The sequence below is a fragment of the Vibrio sp. RE86 genome (genome assembly GCF_013114545.1).
Lineage (GTDB): Bacteria > Pseudomonadota > Gammaproteobacteria > Enterobacterales > Vibrionaceae > Vibrio.
Genome location: NZ_VTXI01000008.1, coordinates 1 through 16,547, shown reverse-complemented (window position 1 = coordinate 16,547; position 16,547 = coordinate 1). Strand labels below are relative to the sequence as shown.

At 44.8% G+C, this 16,547-nt stretch carries 13 protein-coding genes; 8 read left to right on the top strand and 5 right to left on the bottom strand.

The window, feature by feature from the left end:
* The first annotated feature begins 6 nt into the window (after positions 1-6).
* The 5 genes from acnD to F0231_RS09570 all read left to right on the top strand — a co-directional run bounded on the left by acnD (position 7) and on the right by F0231_RS09570 (position 7,736).
* Positions 7-2,592, top strand: coding sequence for a Fe/S-dependent 2-methylisocitrate dehydratase AcnD (acnD, locus tag F0231_RS09590; RefSeq protein ID WP_171759508.1), 2,586 nt, complete (start codon positions 7-9; stop codon positions 2,590-2,592).
* A 10-nt stretch (positions 2,593-2,602) separates the two neighbouring features.
* A complete protein-coding gene (gene prpF / locus F0231_RS09585; RefSeq protein WP_171759507.1) occupies positions 2,603-3,781 on the top strand; it encodes a 2-methylaconitate cis-trans isomerase PrpF in 1,179 nt (392 codons plus the stop codon).
* 55 nt (positions 3,782-3,836) lie between these two features.
* Positions 3,837-5,714, top strand: a complete 1,878-nt coding sequence (locus tag F0231_RS09580; protein WP_171759506.1) for a propionyl-CoA synthetase — start codon at positions 3,837-3,839, stop codon at positions 5,712-5,714.
* 104 nt (positions 5,715-5,818) lie between these two features.
* Positions 5,819-6,301: a GNAT family N-acetyltransferase gene (locus F0231_RS09575; protein ID WP_171759505.1), complete on the top strand. Its 483-nt coding sequence runs from the start codon at positions 5,819-5,821 to the stop codon at positions 6,299-6,301.
* Positions 6,302-6,308: 7 nt separating this feature from the next.
* Positions 6,309-7,736, top strand: coding sequence for an NUDIX domain-containing protein (locus F0231_RS09570; protein WP_171759504.1), 1,428 nt, complete (start codon positions 6,309-6,311; stop codon positions 7,734-7,736).
* A 27-nt stretch (positions 7,737-7,763) separates the two neighbouring features.
* Here the strand turns inward: F0231_RS09570 and F0231_RS09565 are convergent, their stop codons facing one another.
* Entirely contained in the window at positions 7,764-8,573 is an 810-nt protein-coding gene (locus F0231_RS09565) for a Cof-type HAD-IIB family hydrolase (protein WP_171759503.1), read from the bottom strand.
* A 155-nt stretch (positions 8,574-8,728) separates the two neighbouring features.
* On the opposite strand from F0231_RS09565, the gene queE reads away from it, so the two are divergent.
* Both queE and queC read left to right on the top strand, forming a co-directional pair.
* Positions 8,729-9,397: a 7-carboxy-7-deazaguanine synthase QueE gene (gene queE / locus F0231_RS09560; RefSeq protein ID WP_171759502.1), complete on the top strand. Its 669-nt coding sequence runs from the start codon at positions 8,729-8,731 to the stop codon at positions 9,395-9,397.
* 11 nt (positions 9,398-9,408) lie between these two features.
* A complete protein-coding gene (queC, locus tag F0231_RS09555; protein ID WP_171759501.1) occupies positions 9,409-10,107 on the top strand; it encodes a 7-cyano-7-deazaguanine synthase QueC in 699 nt (232 codons plus the stop codon).
* On the opposite strand, the gene F0231_RS09550 is transcribed toward queC, so the two are convergent.
* The 4 genes from F0231_RS09550 to F0231_RS09535 form a co-directional block, all read right to left on the bottom strand.
* A complete protein-coding gene (locus F0231_RS09550) occupies positions 10,064-11,995 on the bottom strand; it encodes a diguanylate cyclase (protein ID WP_367613470.1) in 1,932 nt (643 codons plus the stop codon). The genes queC and F0231_RS09550 overlap by 44 nt on opposite strands.
* A 197-nt stretch (positions 11,996-12,192) precedes the next feature.
* Entirely contained in the window at positions 12,193-12,546 is a 354-nt protein-coding gene (locus tag F0231_RS09545; protein WP_171759499.1) for a DUF2750 domain-containing protein, read from the bottom strand.
* A gap of 99 nt (positions 12,547-12,645) precedes the next feature.
* Positions 12,646-13,257, bottom strand: a complete 612-nt coding sequence (locus F0231_RS09540) for an OmpA family protein (RefSeq protein WP_171759498.1) — start codon at positions 13,255-13,257, stop codon at positions 12,646-12,648.
* A 1-nt stretch (position 13,258) separates the two neighbouring features.
* On the bottom strand, positions 13,259-14,563 hold the full coding sequence (locus F0231_RS09535) for a TolC family outer membrane protein (RefSeq protein WP_171759497.1): 1,305 nt from the start codon (positions 14,561-14,563) through the stop codon (positions 13,259-13,261).
* A 416-nt stretch (positions 14,564-14,979) separates the two neighbouring features.
* Between F0231_RS09535 and F0231_RS09530 the strand changes: the two genes are divergently transcribed.
* A partial coding sequence (locus tag F0231_RS09530) for a VCBS domain-containing protein (protein ID WP_171759496.1) occupies positions 14,980-16,547 on the top strand: 1,568 nt, incomplete at its 3' end.

Sequence of the window (16,547 nt, the reverse complement as noted above, 5' to 3'; positions counted from 1 at the left end):
AGCACAATGAGTATAAATACAAAATACAGAAAACCGCTGCCAGGGACGAATTTAGAGTACTTTGATACCAGAGAAGCGGTGAACTCCCTCCAAGAAGGCGCTTATGAGAAACTGCCTTATACGTCAAAAGTGTTGGCGGAGCAGTTAGTTCGACGTTGTGACCCGGACAGCTTAGAAGACAGCTTGCTGCAGATTATTGGTCGCAAGCGAGACTTAGATTTTCCATGGTACCCTGCACGAGTTGTCTGCCATGACATCCTCGGCCAAACCGCGCTGGTTGACCTTGCAGGCCTTAGAGATGCCATTGCTGATCAAGGCGGTGATCCGGCGAAAGTAAATCCTGTCGTTGAGACACAGTTGATCGTTGATCACTCGTTAGCCGTTGAACACGCAGGTTTCGAGGCTGACGCTTTTGACAAAAATCGAGCGATTGAAGAGCGACGAAACGGAGACCGATTCCACTTTATTGAATGGTGTAAAACAGCTTTTGAAAATGTCAGTGTGATCCCCGCGGGTAATGGCATTATGCACCAAATAAACTTAGAGAAAATGTCCCCTGTGGTGCAATCCAAATACGGTATTGCTTATCCAGATACTTGTGTCGGTACAGATAGCCATACACCGCATGTTGATGCGCTTGGTGTCATTGCCATAGGTGTCGGTGGCCTTGAAGCTGAAACCGTTATGCTCGGTCGCCCCTCAATGATGAGACTACCTGATATTGTCGGAGTTAAGTTAACAGGATCACGTCAGTCCGGAATTACTGCGACAGATATCGTTTTGGCCATCACCGAGTTTTTACGTGCTGAACGAGTGGTTTCTTGTTACCTCGAATTCTTCGGGGAGGGTGCTAGCGAGCTGACTATTGGCGATCGTGCCACTATCTCAAACATGACTCCAGAATATGGGGCAACCGCAGGGATGTTCTATATTGATCAGCAGACAATCAATTACCTGAAACTGACGGGCCGAGATGAAGAGCAAGTCGCCTTGGTTGAAAACTACGCTAAGCAAACGGGATTGTGGGCTGATGATCTAAAAGAGGCAGAATATGAACGAGTCTTAGAGTGTGATCTGTCTAAAGTCAGTCGCAATATGGCAGGCCCTTCGAATCCACATCGTCGCCTTCCTACGTCGGAATTAGCCGAGCGAGGCATTGCTCAGCAAATCTCATCGCAAGAGGGTCTATTACCTGATGGTGCGGTCATTATTGCCGCCATTACGTCCTGTACAAACACGAGTAATCCGCGCAATGTCGTCGCTGCTGGTTTGTTGGCCAAGAAAGCGAATCAACTTGGCTTGGTACGTAAACCTTGGGTTAAGTCCTCCTTTGCTCCAGGCTCTAAGGTAGCAAAACTCTACCTTGAAGACGCTGGTTTGCTTGAAGAGTTGGAGACACTCGGCTTTGGCATCGTCGCCTATGCTTGTACAACTTGTAATGGAATGAGCGGGGCGCTCGACCCTGAAATTCAGCAAGAAATTATCGACCGAGATGTGTACTCGACAGCCGTATTGTCAGGCAACCGCAACTTTGACGGAAGGATTCACCCATACGCCAAACAGGCCTTCTTAGCTTCTCCACCTTTGGTCGTTGCCTATGCACTGGCGGGAACTATCCGCTTTGATATCGAGAAAGACTCTCTAGGCCTAGACGCACAGGGCAAGCCAATCTACCTCAATGATTTGTGGCCGAGTGACGAAGAAATTGATGCGGTTGTGGGTAAGCATGTTAAGCCTGAACAGTTTAACCAAATCTATGTTGAGATGTTCAAACCTCAACCAGAAAACTCAAGTAGTAATCCGCTCTATGATTGGAGACCTAAGAGTACTTACATTCGCCGTCCTCCATATTGGGAAGGTGCGCTAGCAGGCAAACGGACTCTATCTTCAATGAGACCTTTAGCGGTGCTTGGCGACAACATCACCACTGACCATTTATCGCCTTCAAATGCAATTTTGGCATCCAGTGCTGCTGGTGAATACCTCGCTTCAATGGATGTACCAGAGGAAGATTTCAATTCGTACGCGACTCACCGAGGCGATCATTTAACCGCGCAGAGAGCAACCTTTGCCAACCCAAAACTGTTCAATGAAATGGTCAAAGAAAATGGCGAGGTTGTACAAGGATCTATAGCGAGAATTGAGCCAGAAGGAAAAGTTACGCGAATGTGGGAAGCAATCGAAACCTACATGTCTCGTAAACAACCACTTATCATTATTGCAGGTGCGGATTACGGCCAAGGGTCCTCAAGAGATTGGGCCGCTAAAGGTGTTAGGCTTGCCGGTGTTGAAGCGATTGTGGCTGAAGGCTTTGAGCGCATCCACAGAACGAATCTAGTGGGCATGGGCGTATTACCGTTGCAGTTTAAAGATGGCACAGACCGTAACACCTTAGCACTCGATGGGAGTGAATTGTACGACGTAGTCGGCGACATTACTCCAGGTGCAGAATTGGCCCTAATTGTCACACGTCGAAACGGCGAGAAAGTGGATGTACCGGTAATCTGCCGATTAGATACGGCGGATGAGGTTAGTGTGTATAGCGCTGGTGGCGTACTGCAACGATTTGCTAACGATTTTTTGGCTCAGTAGGCAGGAGAAGATGATGCAAAGTCAGATGAAAATTCCAGCGACCTACATGCGCGGTGGCACTAGTAAAGGCGTCTTTTTCCGACTAGATGAATTACCAGTGGAAGCCCAGCAGCCGGGTGAACTGAGAGACAAACTGTTACTTCGAGTCATTGGCAGCCCTGATCCTTACGAAAAGCAAATTGATGGAATGGGGGGCGCAACATCGAGTACCAGTAAAACGGTAATCGTCTCTAAAAGTACTCGGCCAGGCCATGATGTGGATTACTTGTTTGGTCAGGTGTCGATTGATAAACCATTTGTTGATTGGAGCGGTAACTGTGGGAACTTATCAGCAGCGGTGGGCCCGTTTGCGATTCATGCAGGTTTGATCGATAAAAGTAAGCTCCCAATTAATGGTATGGCGACAGTCCGCGTATGGCAGGTCAATATTGAAAAGACGATCGTGATACAGGTGCCAATCGTCGATGGATTGGTTCAAGAAACTGGCTCATTTGAATTAGATGGCGTGACGTTTCCCGCTGCGGAACTTGAAGTCAGCTTTATGAACCCAGCAGATGCCAACGGGAGTATGTTTCCCACAGGGAACTTGATTGAGCAACTAAACGTTCCGGGTGTAGGAACATTTGAAGCAACGATGATCAACGCAGGTATCCCAACGATTTTCATTGATGCAGAAGCGCTGGGCTATACAGGGACGGAACTTCAATCTGATATCAATAGTGATAGCGAAATGCTTGCCAGATTTGAGACGATTCGCGCTTACGGTGCGTTAAAGATGGGACTAATAGAGAGTCTTGAAGAGGCTAGCGAACGTCAGCATACGCCCAAAGTTGCCTTTGTTGCGCCACCAAAAAGCTACACCTCGTCAAGTGGTAAGCCGATCAATGATGAAGACGTCGAACTGCTAGTTCGAGCACTTTCTATGGGTAAGCTTCACCATGCGATGATGGGAACCGCCGCGGTGGCGATTGCCTCTGCTGCATGTGTGCCTGGGACTGTGCTTAACAGAGCCTCAGGGGGAGGAGAAAGGGAGTTCGTTACGTTTGGACACCCATCGGGAACGCTAAGAGTTGGTGCATCTGCAGTCAAGAACAATGAAGACTGGGTGGTCGAGAAAGCGATTATGAGCCGCAGCGCTCGAATCTTAATGGAGGGATATGTGCGTGTTCCTTCCGATATTTTTAAGTAATTAAAACAATATTAATTATCTAAAAGTCATGTCAGTACATACTGGAGGAAGCACTATGTCTGCATATCAGAAAGAGTATCAATGGGCGCTGGATGAACCGGAGTCTTTTTGGGCAACACAAGCAAAACAGATTGATTGGTTTAAAGAGCCACAAACCATGTTGGCCAATGATGAAAATGGCATCGAACGTTGGTTCCCAGATGGTCTATTAAACACATCTTGGCTTGCATTGGACTACCATTGCGAGCAAGGGAGAGGTAACCAAACGGCGTTAATTTACGACTCTCCAGTGACGGGTAAAAAGTGTCAGTACAGCTATAACGAATTAAGAGACAATGTCGCTAAAGTCGCGGGAATGCTCGCTGAAAAGGGCGTAACAAAGGGAGATAGGGTTGTCATCTATATGCCGATGATCCCGGAAGCTGCTATGGCCATGCTTGCATGTGCGCGCTTAGGAGCTATCCACTCCGTTGTGTTTGGTGGGTTTGCTGCCAATGAACTTGCAGTGAGGCTAGAAGATGCAGAGCCCAAGCTTGTTTTGACCGCGTCTTGTGGCATCGAAATTAACAAGGTAATTCCATACAAGCCATTGGTTGACCGTGCCATCATGGAAAGTCGCTGGAAACCGGAAAATGTGATTGTTTTGCAGCGTCCTGAGTGTGAAGCAGAGTTGAACGAAAGCAGAGATTTAGACTGGTTGAGCCTTTATGAGCAAGCACTGCCGCACGCATGTGTGCCTGTCTTAGCCACAGACCCGCTATATATCCTTTACACTTCAGGAACCACCGGCAAACCTAAAGGCGTGGTGCGAGACAATGGCGGCCACGCGGTCGCGATGAAGTACTCAATGAGTGCCATCTATAACATTCCGCAAGATGGTGTTTATTGGGCGGCTTCTGATGTCGGTTGGGTTGTCGGTCACTCTTATATCGTTTATGCACCGCTGATCCATGGATGTACAACGGTTCTATTCGAAGGAAAACCAGTGCGTACTCCAGACCCTGGCGCGTTCTGGCGAGTGTGTGAGGAGTACAAAGTCGATGTGCTTTTCTCTGCTCCAACGGCTTTTCGTGCAATCAAGAAAGAAGATCCAGACGGAGAGTGCCTCAAGCAATATGACCTATCAAACCTTAAAACGATATTTATGGCTGGCGAACGTTTAGACCCGCCAACATTAGAGTGGGTTGAAAGCAAAACAGACAAACCAGTGGTCGATCACTGGTGGCAGACTGAAACAGGCTGGGCAATCGCGGGTAACCCAACGGGCATTGAACCAATGCCGGTGAAAGCTGGATCATCGACCAAGCCGATTCCGGGTTACCAAGTTGAAATACTCAATGAATTAGGAGAAACCTCGCAACCGAATCAGCAAGGGTTTGTTGCGCTAAAGAGACCTCTACCACCAAGTTGTTTACCAACGGTTTGGCGTAATCATGACCGCTTTGAATCGGGCTATTTGAGTCAATTCCCTGGTTACTATGTTTCGGGTGATGGCGGTTACCTTGACGAGGATGGATATCTGTTCATCATGGGGCGTATCGATGATGTGATAAACGTTGCTGGTCACCGCCTTTCAACGGGTGAGATGGAAGAGATCGTCGGCGGCCACCCGGCCATTGCTGAATGTGCAGTTGTTGGCGTTCATGATGATTTGAAAGGGCAATTGCCATTGGGTCTGGTTGTGCTAAAAGATGGCGTAAAAGTCGATGATGTTCAGCTAGAAGGAGAGTTAGTCGGTAAGGTACGTGATGAAATTGGAGCAGTCGCTTGTTTTAAGCATGCGCTAGTTGTAGAGCGTTTACCAAAAACGCGCTCGGGCAAGATTCTGCGACGTACAATCCGTCAGATAGCGGATGGTGAACAATATACAGTACCATCAACGATTGACGATCCAACGAGTTTGGCGGAAATCGAACGTGTTCTGAAGATCTAAATATGCTCATATATTTACAAAGCCCCTAGAAATAGGGGCTTTTTTATTGACCATTTTTGCATAAAACGCCACACTATTGCTTTATTTGCAACGCAAAAATACAGATGCAAACCATGAAGATACGTTCAGCTCGCACTGAGGATCTCGAAGCACTTAACACATTGATGTTCGAACTTCACAAAGAGCATCATGAGCAATGCCCTGAATATTTTAAAACGGCTGAGGATATCGAGCAGGAAAAGAGTATCGCTCGTTACTTAGATGATCCAGAGTGTGTCGTGTTTGTTGCCTGCGATGAAGAGGACATTGTTGGTTTTATCTCAGGACATTTTTGTGAACTGGTGTCTACTGTCAGTAAACCAATTCAAATGGGCAGTATCGATGAGCTTTATGTTATTAAGTCGCATCGTGGTCATCGCATTGCAACGTTGTTGTGCCAAAAGATTGAACAGGTATTCGAAGAATACGGGGTGAAAGAGATTTTTGTTGAAGTGTGGGATTTTAATGCCCCAGCGCAAGAGCTTTATCATCAATTTGGGTTTCAACATCATATTCATTGGCTAAGAAAGTCCGTCAAATCAAATTAGAAAAATCATGTATTTACATCGTCAGTTTACTCTCTCAATCATTTTGTTTCTTTCATTTTTCTTTTCGGTGGCTAACACGGCGTTTGCATCTGAGTCATCGGTGAAGGGCGCGGTATGTGTTGTTCGTTCAGGAGATAAAGTTGTTCTTGTTAATGAAATTATTACTAAAAAACTCTCTCTCCCTGCTGGCACAGTAGTCGCGGGTGAAGATCCTAGAGCAACAGCACAACGTGAGACTTGGGAAGAGACAGGCCTAGTGGTCACTGTGGGTGAAGTATTGGCGAAAAATGAAAATGCGATTTTCTATGATTGTGTTAGCGATTCAGAAATTGTCGCGTTTCAGTTCAATAACAATTTCGATGGTAACGAATTACCTGTTTGGTTTGCACCACACTATGGTATTGAAATCGCATCTGCAATGCTAATCGATCCATCCGTCGTCAATAAGAGTGACTATCGCTTCCCAGAGCAGTTAGATTGGCTGGTGGAGACTCTTCCTAAAACCACAGATCAAAGTGTGTTATACATCGGAAATCTAATTGAAGCTGCTCCGGTTTTAAACCAAGTTGAACTTGAATGGATGCTCAATCTGCAACACTCACTTACGCAGTTAAATCCTGAGGTTAAGTGGGTAGTCGATAGCCTTATTTTAGCTGTGAGCGAACTATCTTCTTCTTCACTATTGTTGATTCTGTTTCCGTTGATTTGCTGGCGTTTTGGAAAAGAGTTTAGCTATAAAGTGTTCTTTGCTTTGACGATGACCTCATTACTCGCGTTGGTCGCTCAGCAAGGTTTCGCCTACCCAAGGCCGCACGTCTATCTTCCCGCGGTTGAACTGACACAAAGTTATGGCTTCAGTTTGCCGAGCTTGCCGATGGCTGTTTTAGTGTGCGTAGGGGTTATGTTGCTGCATGCGCTCAAAAAATTGTCCATTAACCGCTACTCGATAGCGCTATTAGCGATTGTGATTTGGATGGGGTTAGGTAAGTTTTACAGTGGCGCTGCGTTTATTGTTGATAGTTTCAGTGGGATTCTACTTGGGGCACTTTGCGCTTGGCATCTGATTCGTTTAGAAACAAAGCCAGAGATCAACGTTATCACACTGCTTTCTTCTAAGGTGGTGTGGATGGGTTTAGTCGTTGTATGTGCGGTCTTAACTCTGGTGTGGCCGATACCTGCGTTTACGTATTGGTTAGCCGTGACAATTACGGTTGCAAGTTTAGTCTTCACCTTAAATCGAGATAAAACCGTGGTAACAGGTCGAGCGGCGATGATCGCAACTCTTTCGCTCTTACTCGTAAACTTTTTAATTTCTTTTGGTGTTGAACAAGTGTCTCATAGCGGATTATGGTCTTTGGTGACAGAAGCTCTGCGTTACCCAGTGTTGATTATCCTCTTCGCGACTATTATTCGTACGAGCGCCAAAGCCAAGTGAATAGGCATTGGCGCCTAGAAAACCGGATTAACGATTGAGAATGTAATCTTCAATAACTTTCGCAACACCGTCATTGTCATTGCTGTCTGTAATTAGGTCAGCGATGGCTTTGGTTTGCGGCATTGCATTTTCCATCGCAACACCTAACCCTGCGTATTCCATCATGTGGTGATCATTCTCTGCATCACCCATACAAATCACTTCCTTTTCGGTGATTCCTAAGTGATCGGCAATAGCTTTCACACCGACACCTTTATTACTCTCCTTGTTTAAGAACTCTAAGAAGATTGGTGCACTTTGAACCACGGTGAATTGTTGTCGATACTCTTCAGGAATAGCACTGCTAACTGCGGTAATCGTTTCAGGAGAACCAACGATCATTGCTTTAATGATTGGATGGTCATCTTCTAGGGTATCGAAGTCCAAAACGGTAACAGGAATTTGGTTGATGCTAGACTCAACATCCGTGTACTCATTCAATTTTGGCGTAATGAGGCCATGTTTAGTGCTAAATGCATGGCAATCAGCCCCTAGCTTAGTAGCAAGTGCAGCAACTTGCTTTGCTTGTTTACCATTAATGACTGCCGAGTGAATGACTTTATTTGTACCAATTTCTTTAACCATTGAACCGTTGAAGTAAACGACAAACTCGTTATCACCATCAATGTTAAGTTCGTCTAACTTACTTTGCATCCCGTCAATAGGGCGACCAGAAGCCAGTACGACCTTTACACCAGCTTCACGAGCCTGCGCAATTGCAGATTTGGTACGTTCTGAAATAGTTTTATCACTCGTTAGGAGCGTGCCATCCATATCCAACGCAATCAATTTATACATATCTTACCTAAACTTATAGACATCAAAATTCTCAAAGAAGGCAGCATAATCGCTAAGATTAAGGAGATCAATTTATCTATTGGTTGACCTTGGTGAGCCAACCCTTTAAGGTCTCGAACCTGCGTAATTTAGATCATGAGTTAGGTTAAATTAAATTGTATAAAATTAACGAAATGTTCGAAACCATCCAAGGGGAAGGGGTATTCACTGGTGTTCCTTCTGTATTTGTTCGCTTGCAAGAGTGCCCGGTCGGTTGTGCTTGGTGTGATACCAAACAGACATGGGACGCTACTCCTCAAGATGAAGTCGCTTTGGATGAGATCCTCAAAAAGACTCAAGATTCTCCGACTTGGTGCAGCGTAACGGCGGAAGACATTGTCAATGAGTATGAAAATCAAGGATATTCGGCAAAACATATCGTTATTACTGGTGGAGAACCATGTATCTATGATTTGCGTCCGCTAACAGAAGCATTTGAAGCGATAGGGTGTCGTTGCCAAATTGAAACCAGTGGTACTTCAGAAGTGGCCACAACAGAAGATACTTGGGTGACAGTGTCACCTAAAGTGGCAATGAAAGGTAAGTTGCCAGTGTTAGACAGCGCGCTCTTGAGAGCAAACGAGATCAAGCATCCGGTTGCTACGCAAAAAGATATCGACCAACTAGATGTTCTTCTTGAGCGTGCGCAAGTTCCAGAGCGAACAACGATTGCCCTCCAGCCTATTAGCCAGAAGCCGCGCGCAACTCAGCTTTGTATTGATGTGTGCGTAAAGCGTAACTGGCGTCTTTCAATTCAAACTCATAAATATCTCAGCATTGCATAAGGAATACTCGAATGAAAAAAGCCGTTGTTGTATTTAGTGGCGGGCAAGACTCGACAACATGTTTAGTGCAAGCGTTGAAAGAGTTTGATGAAGTTCACGCGATTACGTTTGACTATGGTCAGCGTCATAAGCTTGAGATTGAGGTGGCGGAAAGCTTAGCCAAAGAGCTAGGTGTCGCGGCTCACAAAGTGATGGATGTCGGCTTATTGAACCAACTGGCAATTAGCTCACTGACTCGTGATGACATCCCGGTTTCTCATGAGCTTCAAGAGAACGGCCTTCCTAATTCCTTTGTACCTGGCCGAAACATCTTGTTCTTAACTCTAGCGGGTATTTATGCGTACCAAATCGGCGCTCAAACGGTCATTACTGGGGTTTGCGAAACAGATTTTTCTGGCTATCCAGATTGCCGTAATGACTTTGTAAAAGCGATGAATAACGCGCTTGTACAGGGTATGGACAGAGAATTAGAAATCTCTACACCTTTGATGTGGTTAAACAAAGCAGAAACATGGGCGCTTGCCGACCAATATGATGCGTTGCAACTCGTTAGAGAAAAAACCTTAACGTGTTACAACGGCATCATCGGTGATGGTTGTGGCGATTGTCCCTCTTGTGAGCTTCGTAAAGTCGGGCTTACAGATTACTTAGACAACCGTGAATCTATTATGGCTGAACTGGTACGTAAGCAGTCGGCGGCAAATAAATAGGGTCATTGAACGCATCAATGATGCAGTTCTTCCCATTTTGCTTCGCCTGATATAGTGCTTGGTCCAAGATAGAATACAGCTCATCAAAATCAGCCAGGCTTTTTGATGTAGACAAATAGGAGAGGCTAGCGGTGACGTTGAGCCTCTCTCTACTTTCGGATTCGAACGAAGTTTGAGATATCGCATTGTGGATTCTGCTTAGTTTGTCAGTCACGTCCAATTCATCGATTTCTCGAATTAGAATAACAAACTCTTCTCCCCCTAATCGGCCAAAAATGTCTTCTGCCTGTAGGTGTTCACTAATCGCGACGGCGACATGTGAAAGAGCGCGGTCACCCGTTGGATGACCATACGCATCGTTGACCTTTTTAAAGTCATCAAGATCAAGCAAAATGAGTAGATGCTTATGCTCACTATTTGTGAGTTTTGGTATGGCTCGGATATCGCGTATCGCTGCAGCGCGGTTTCTTGCTCCAGTGAGTTGGTCAAGTTCGGCTCTGCGCTCTTTACGTTTTGATATCAAGGTTAGAGCAATGATTGCCAAGCAGAGCAAAGAGATGAGCAGTAAATAGAACCCGTTCAGAGAATCTAAAAGCGAAATCGTTTTTGCTTGATTACGGTTTTGCTCAAGCGCATCATTATTTGCAGTTTGGCGTTTAAATTCCTTTTGTGTAGAACTCAGTGCTAAGTATGCGGATTTCTGTTGCTTTGACAGTGTTGAAAGCTTCTCGTTGGTATATCTTTGGTAGAAATTTAACGCAGTGCGATAATCTTTTTGGGACTCAGCAAGGTCCGCGAGCATTTTCAGAGAAGCTGTTTCGAGTGGGTGGCTTTGAATTTGTTCAGCTAGGTGATGGGCTTTTACTGCAAAATCTTCCGCGTGTGTATAGTTTCCATCGAAGAGATGAGAGGAGGCGAGGGCTAGGTAGATTTCGCCTCGTAACTGATCGTTTCCTTGAACCGATGCATACTCTAAAGACTTGAGTAAATACTGTATCCCAATATCAGCCTTTCCCATACGAACGTGAGCTTCCCCTAATCCAAGATACGCGTAGGTTAATCCATAGACATGCTTGTAATCGGCGAGAATCTTTTCTGACTGAGTAAAGTGGTGGATTGATTGATCATATTGCGCATCAGTGAGATAAACCTTTCCGATGCTGTGATGAGATTGAGCAAGTTCAAGCGGAGAGTTGTTTTCACTTCGAATCTTTAATGCAGTGTTGAGGTAGTCGAGTGCTTGCTCAGTTTGGCCTAGGTGGCTAAAGAGTAACCCCGCATCATTGTAGACGCCTGAGGGATCTACGTTACTAGGGATGATAGCGAGATATTGCTGATAAGACTCGAGCGCAGACCGATAGTCGCCAGTGTATTCAAGATTGTTCGCAATGACACGAATTGCTTGGTGTTTAGGTAATATGGTGTAAGCGGTATCTTCAATATGTGTTCTGAGGGCTGAACAAAAAAATGACGCACTGAAAAATTGCCCTTGTTTGTTGAGTGCGCGACAAAGATGATACTCAAACAGAATCTTTCCCTGAATGTCTTCGGTTTGGCTCGCTCTTTTCAGTAGTTGAATATAGCTTGTTTTAGCAGCTTCAAAATCGAGGTTAATTTCAGCGTTTAGTGCGGAAACAAAAAGCTGTTCTCTCATGGAATAGCCATCGTCATACTCAAGGCTATTGCCGTGGAATGGTTGACCATGTAAAGACATGAAACTATGCAACTTTGAGCTTACGTATAGTTTACCTACACCAGGTGGAAGTGACGCGTAACGATCTTGAAGCATTGCTAATGCGCGCGTGTCATTTTGATTAGATATTTCGTGGTAGGCGATTTCCCACTCTTCCCATTGTTCAACAGCATAAGCTGGAACTTGAGAAATCACGAGAGCACATCCTAATAGAACGTGTTTAGCGAATTGACGTATCATTGAACTGTAATTTTATGTTTTTTCTATTTTAGTTTTAAAATTACATAGAGTACAGTGTGTTGTTATAAGATGCATTGAAAAATGCGAGATAGATATTATTGTGCGCTGAAATGAAAAAGCGCCTGGTTAGGCGCTTTGAGAAATAGTCAGTTTTAATCGATGTACAGTTTCGCTAGATCAGAAGGCTCCATCTCTTTACCTTCTAATTGGCCATTCCAGTTTGTACCAACTAAAACACCGTCTTCTGCTAGAGTTAATAGCCAATCTTCAACAAAGATGTCTAAAGGGATCTCTAGAACTTCGAAGTCTGCCCATTCTTCTACGTTATGCGCTTTTGCATCTTCTTTAGATGACCAAAACGGCATTACTTCACTGTTTTCAAACTCAGTTGAATCACAGGCTAGCCAACCTTCTTCATTGCGCATACCCCAAACAAGTTTAGACTGCTTGGTTTCTGTAACGAATAGCTCAAGGTTTGCTTGAATATCAGACGTTAATTTGCTCATTGGGTTTATCTCTTAAATTAGTTCGCTGCTAGGGTAACACTCGTATCGAAAAAGCCAAATAAAAAAGGGAGCGATTGCCCCCTTTAAGTTCATTTTTATCTACTTTTCAATTTTTGTGAAGATTGTCCATTCCTCTTTGACATTGCCTTTGTGTCCAACGACGGTGGCAACGACCTTTCTATTTCGAGCATGGCTAACTTCATCATCCCCAGTTGTTTCTAAAGCCGAGTCACCAAAGCCGACAATTCGGATGCGTTTAGGTGTCACACCATTTTGCAGTAACGCACGTTCTACCGAAGTCGCTCTTCGCTTTGACAAAGCCATGTTGTACTCGGGGTTACCCACTTTACTTGCATAACCTTGAAGTTCGATCGATGTAGATGGGTAAGTCTCCAAAAACTCAGACATCTCACGCACTTGAGCGAGGAATACAGGTTGAATAGTGTCAGAGTCGTTAGCAAATAGGATGTGTAGGCTCATCTCTTGCTCGGTTTTGATGTATGTACCGCACCCGTCATTATCGATATCCGCTTGACGTGGAGTTTGGGGACAAAGATCGCGAGCATTGATAACACCGTCTTTATCGTCATCGAGTAAATCATCGACTTGAACAGGGTTTGGTGTTTCACGGTAATCATACTCATCTTCTGCGTGGGTAGGCAGAGTAAACAGAGCAGATAGGACTAGGGCTGTGATTAGGGATTGTTTCATTTTAATACTCTACCTTTTCATTCCACTCTTCAGGAGTATCTACACGCAGCGCAGATAAAAGATTACCGGTTGCATTCATGACACGATACTTTGCATATTGTTCGTCGTATTTTGCGTCTAGGTAACCTTTACGCGCCTCGAACAGTTCGTTTTCAGTGTTAAGAAGGTCAAGTAGAGTGCGCTTACCCAATTTATATTGCTTTTCGTAGGCAATGACGGTGTCTGATGCCGAGTCTACATGGTCAGCAAGAAAGTCTTTCTGTTGCACAGTAAGATCAAGCGCACTCCAAGACAGTCTCAATCCTTCTTCCACTGAGCGGAAGGTACGATCGCGGAAATCTTTTGCTTTATTTAGTTGATATGCAGCACTTTCAGAGCGGTCTGCGTCAGAGCCACCATTATACAAGTTGTAACGCATACGAAGCATAGCAGAGAATTCGTCACTCTCTCCTGGGATTCCACCTGCATCATCACGCCATGTTTGATTCGCTTCAAATGAAAGTGTCGGGTAGTTTACGCCTTTGGTTTGGTCGTATTGGAAACGTGCTGAATCAACGTCTGCCTGTGCGACTTTAACGACAGGGTGAGATTCAAATGCAGACATTAACGCTTCATCAACAGTATAAGGAATCGCTGTTTGATCAGCTCGCGGGAACGTCAAACCTTGCGGAGCTTGCCCTACAATACGTTTAAATTGTGTATGTACATCAAACAGATTGTTCTGAGCCGCTAATAAGTTTCCGTGTGCTTTTGCAAGGCGCGCTTCAACCTGTGATAAATCAGCGGTAGAGCCAATGCCTGATTCAACACGTTTACGGATATCACTGTAAATATTTTTGTGAACCGCAAGGTTGCTTTCGGAGAGAGCTAAAACTTCATATGCTTTAGTCGCGTCTAAATAGATTTTAGTCACTTCTAGAGCGATATCTTGGGCGTCTGAAAGTAATTGGAAACGAACAGATTCGGCATCTGCAGATGTCCTATCCATATCGTTTAAAGTTGCTGAACCGTCCCAAATAAGCTGTGTAAGAGTGAGTGTTGCCTCTTTTCTGGTGAGTTCGTCCTCAGTGCCAGAAGCAAGGTCTACTGCTTCATAGCCAATACCAGCATCAAGGTCAATCTTAGGCAGGTAAGCTCCTGATGATGCTTCAGAATCAAAAAATTTGCTTCTGAATTCATTATAGGAAGCTTTTATTTCTGGGTTGGTAGCAATGGTATTCGCAACGGCTTGTTCTAATGTCTGACTATGTGCAGGAAAGCTAAGTGCAACCGCGCAACTTAGTACTTTCAACTTATTCCAATTCACTTTTGTTCTCCTCAAGTGCTCTCAGGCGAGGATATTACTCAAATTTATGTCTCAAATATGAGATGAATCCATCAATAGCGCCAATAAAATAACACTCTAAGCAAGAGAAGACTAATGTAAAAGAGCATTTCTGTGTTTCTAATCTGTTAAAAAACTGGCGTGGATGCAGTTTTATCGTTTTGTTGCTCAAATGTATGCCATCCTCTTAAAAGTCGATGAAAAACGAGATCTTGATCCATTATCTCAATGTTGAGAAATGCAACCTGTGTCGTGTTTGATGTTAAGAAATTGGGAAAAACTTCTTTGGGTCGAAGAGTTAAAAGTGGTAATTTATAAAGATCGTGAATTTATAGTCTGTCAGATATTTGTCGTCTGGCGGGCTGAAGTAAAATAGTCAAGGATTAAGGGCTTTCATTATGGGTTTTGGTACTTTTGTAGCAATGGGAAATCTTGCAGCTAACCAAGTTATAGTTATCGACCTCAATGGTAACGTCAGAGTTTTAGCCGACGGAGAGTTGCCAAAGCCCGGTGAGGTTGTCGTTCAAACCAATGAATCAACTGAACAAGATCTTCAAGTCGCAGTTGTCGATGACGGTGGAGAGAGTCAAGACATCACAGGTGAAATTGAAGACATCTTCGCTGCATTAGAAGAGGGACAAGACCCGACTCAGCTAGACGACGAGTTTGCGACTGCCGCTGGTGGACAAACTGGATCAAGTCTAACGGCGACTGGAAGTGTAGCGCGTGATGGGTCTGAGACTATTGCTTCTACAGAGTTTGTAACATCTGGTTTTAATTCTTTAGGTCTTTCAGAGACTCAAAGCTTAACGCTTTTAGAGCAATTTAGATTGTTCGATCCTGTCTTCGTTGATGAAAACAGCTCACCGATTGAGGGTGCTCTTGCTCTTACCACTAATGAAGATGAAGCCCTTACTGGACAATTGATTGCGACAGACGCTAGCCAAAATGACAACCTGACTTATAGTCAGTCATCCTCTCCTTCTAATGGCGTAGTAATAGTAAATTCGGATGGTTCTTGGACTTACACGCCAAATGAAAACTATAACGGTCCAGACAGTTTTGAAGTCACTGTGAGTGATGGTAATGGCGGAAGCGATACGCTTATCGTTAGTATTGAGGTGACGCCCGTCAATGACCCAGCGTCAGTGGGTAGCGACGATGGTTCCGTCGTTGAAGATGACGACAGCGCATCTGTTGCTTCAGGCCAACTGTCTATCTCTGACGTTGATGCTGGTGAAGCATTTGTTGAGCCGTTAACTATTACGAACGAGTACGGTTCGTTCACTGTAGATCGTGATGGTAACTGGACGTTCACCATTAACAATGAGAGCGATGCTGTTCAAGCGTTAGCTGAGGGGGCATCTGTTCCTCTGTCGTTTGATGTGACTTCGTTAGACGGCACGGCTACAGGCACTGTAGATATTACGGTCGTAGGCACAAATGACATCGCAACTATTGATGTTTCGGATCCTCAAAGCGCCGACATCATTGAAGCGGGTGTCGACAAAGACGGCAATACGATTGGTAATGATTTCGCAGAAGGTCAGTTGTCGGTTTCAGATGCCGACGTAAATCAGAGCACCTTTGGCGTGGTGACACCAGAAGCACTGCAAGGTGAATACGGTACCTTTACATTCAACAGTGATACTGGTGCGTGGACATATCAACTGGATGACCAAAAAGCGGACGCTTTAAAGCAGGGTGATACATTTACAGAAACGCTTACAGTTGCTTCATTAGATGGTTCAGATTCTCATACTATTAGCGTTGATATTCAAGGCAGCAACGATGCGCCAACTGTCGAAGGCACGCTGACTAAGACCACTCATGAAAACGCATCACAGAAGACTCTGAATCTGCTTAAAGGTGCTGACGATGTTGATGCGGAAGCGACTCTATCTGTCGATAATGTTCAAGGTTTGGTAGAAGGTCTAACACTAGATGGTAACAAGTTAGTTATCAC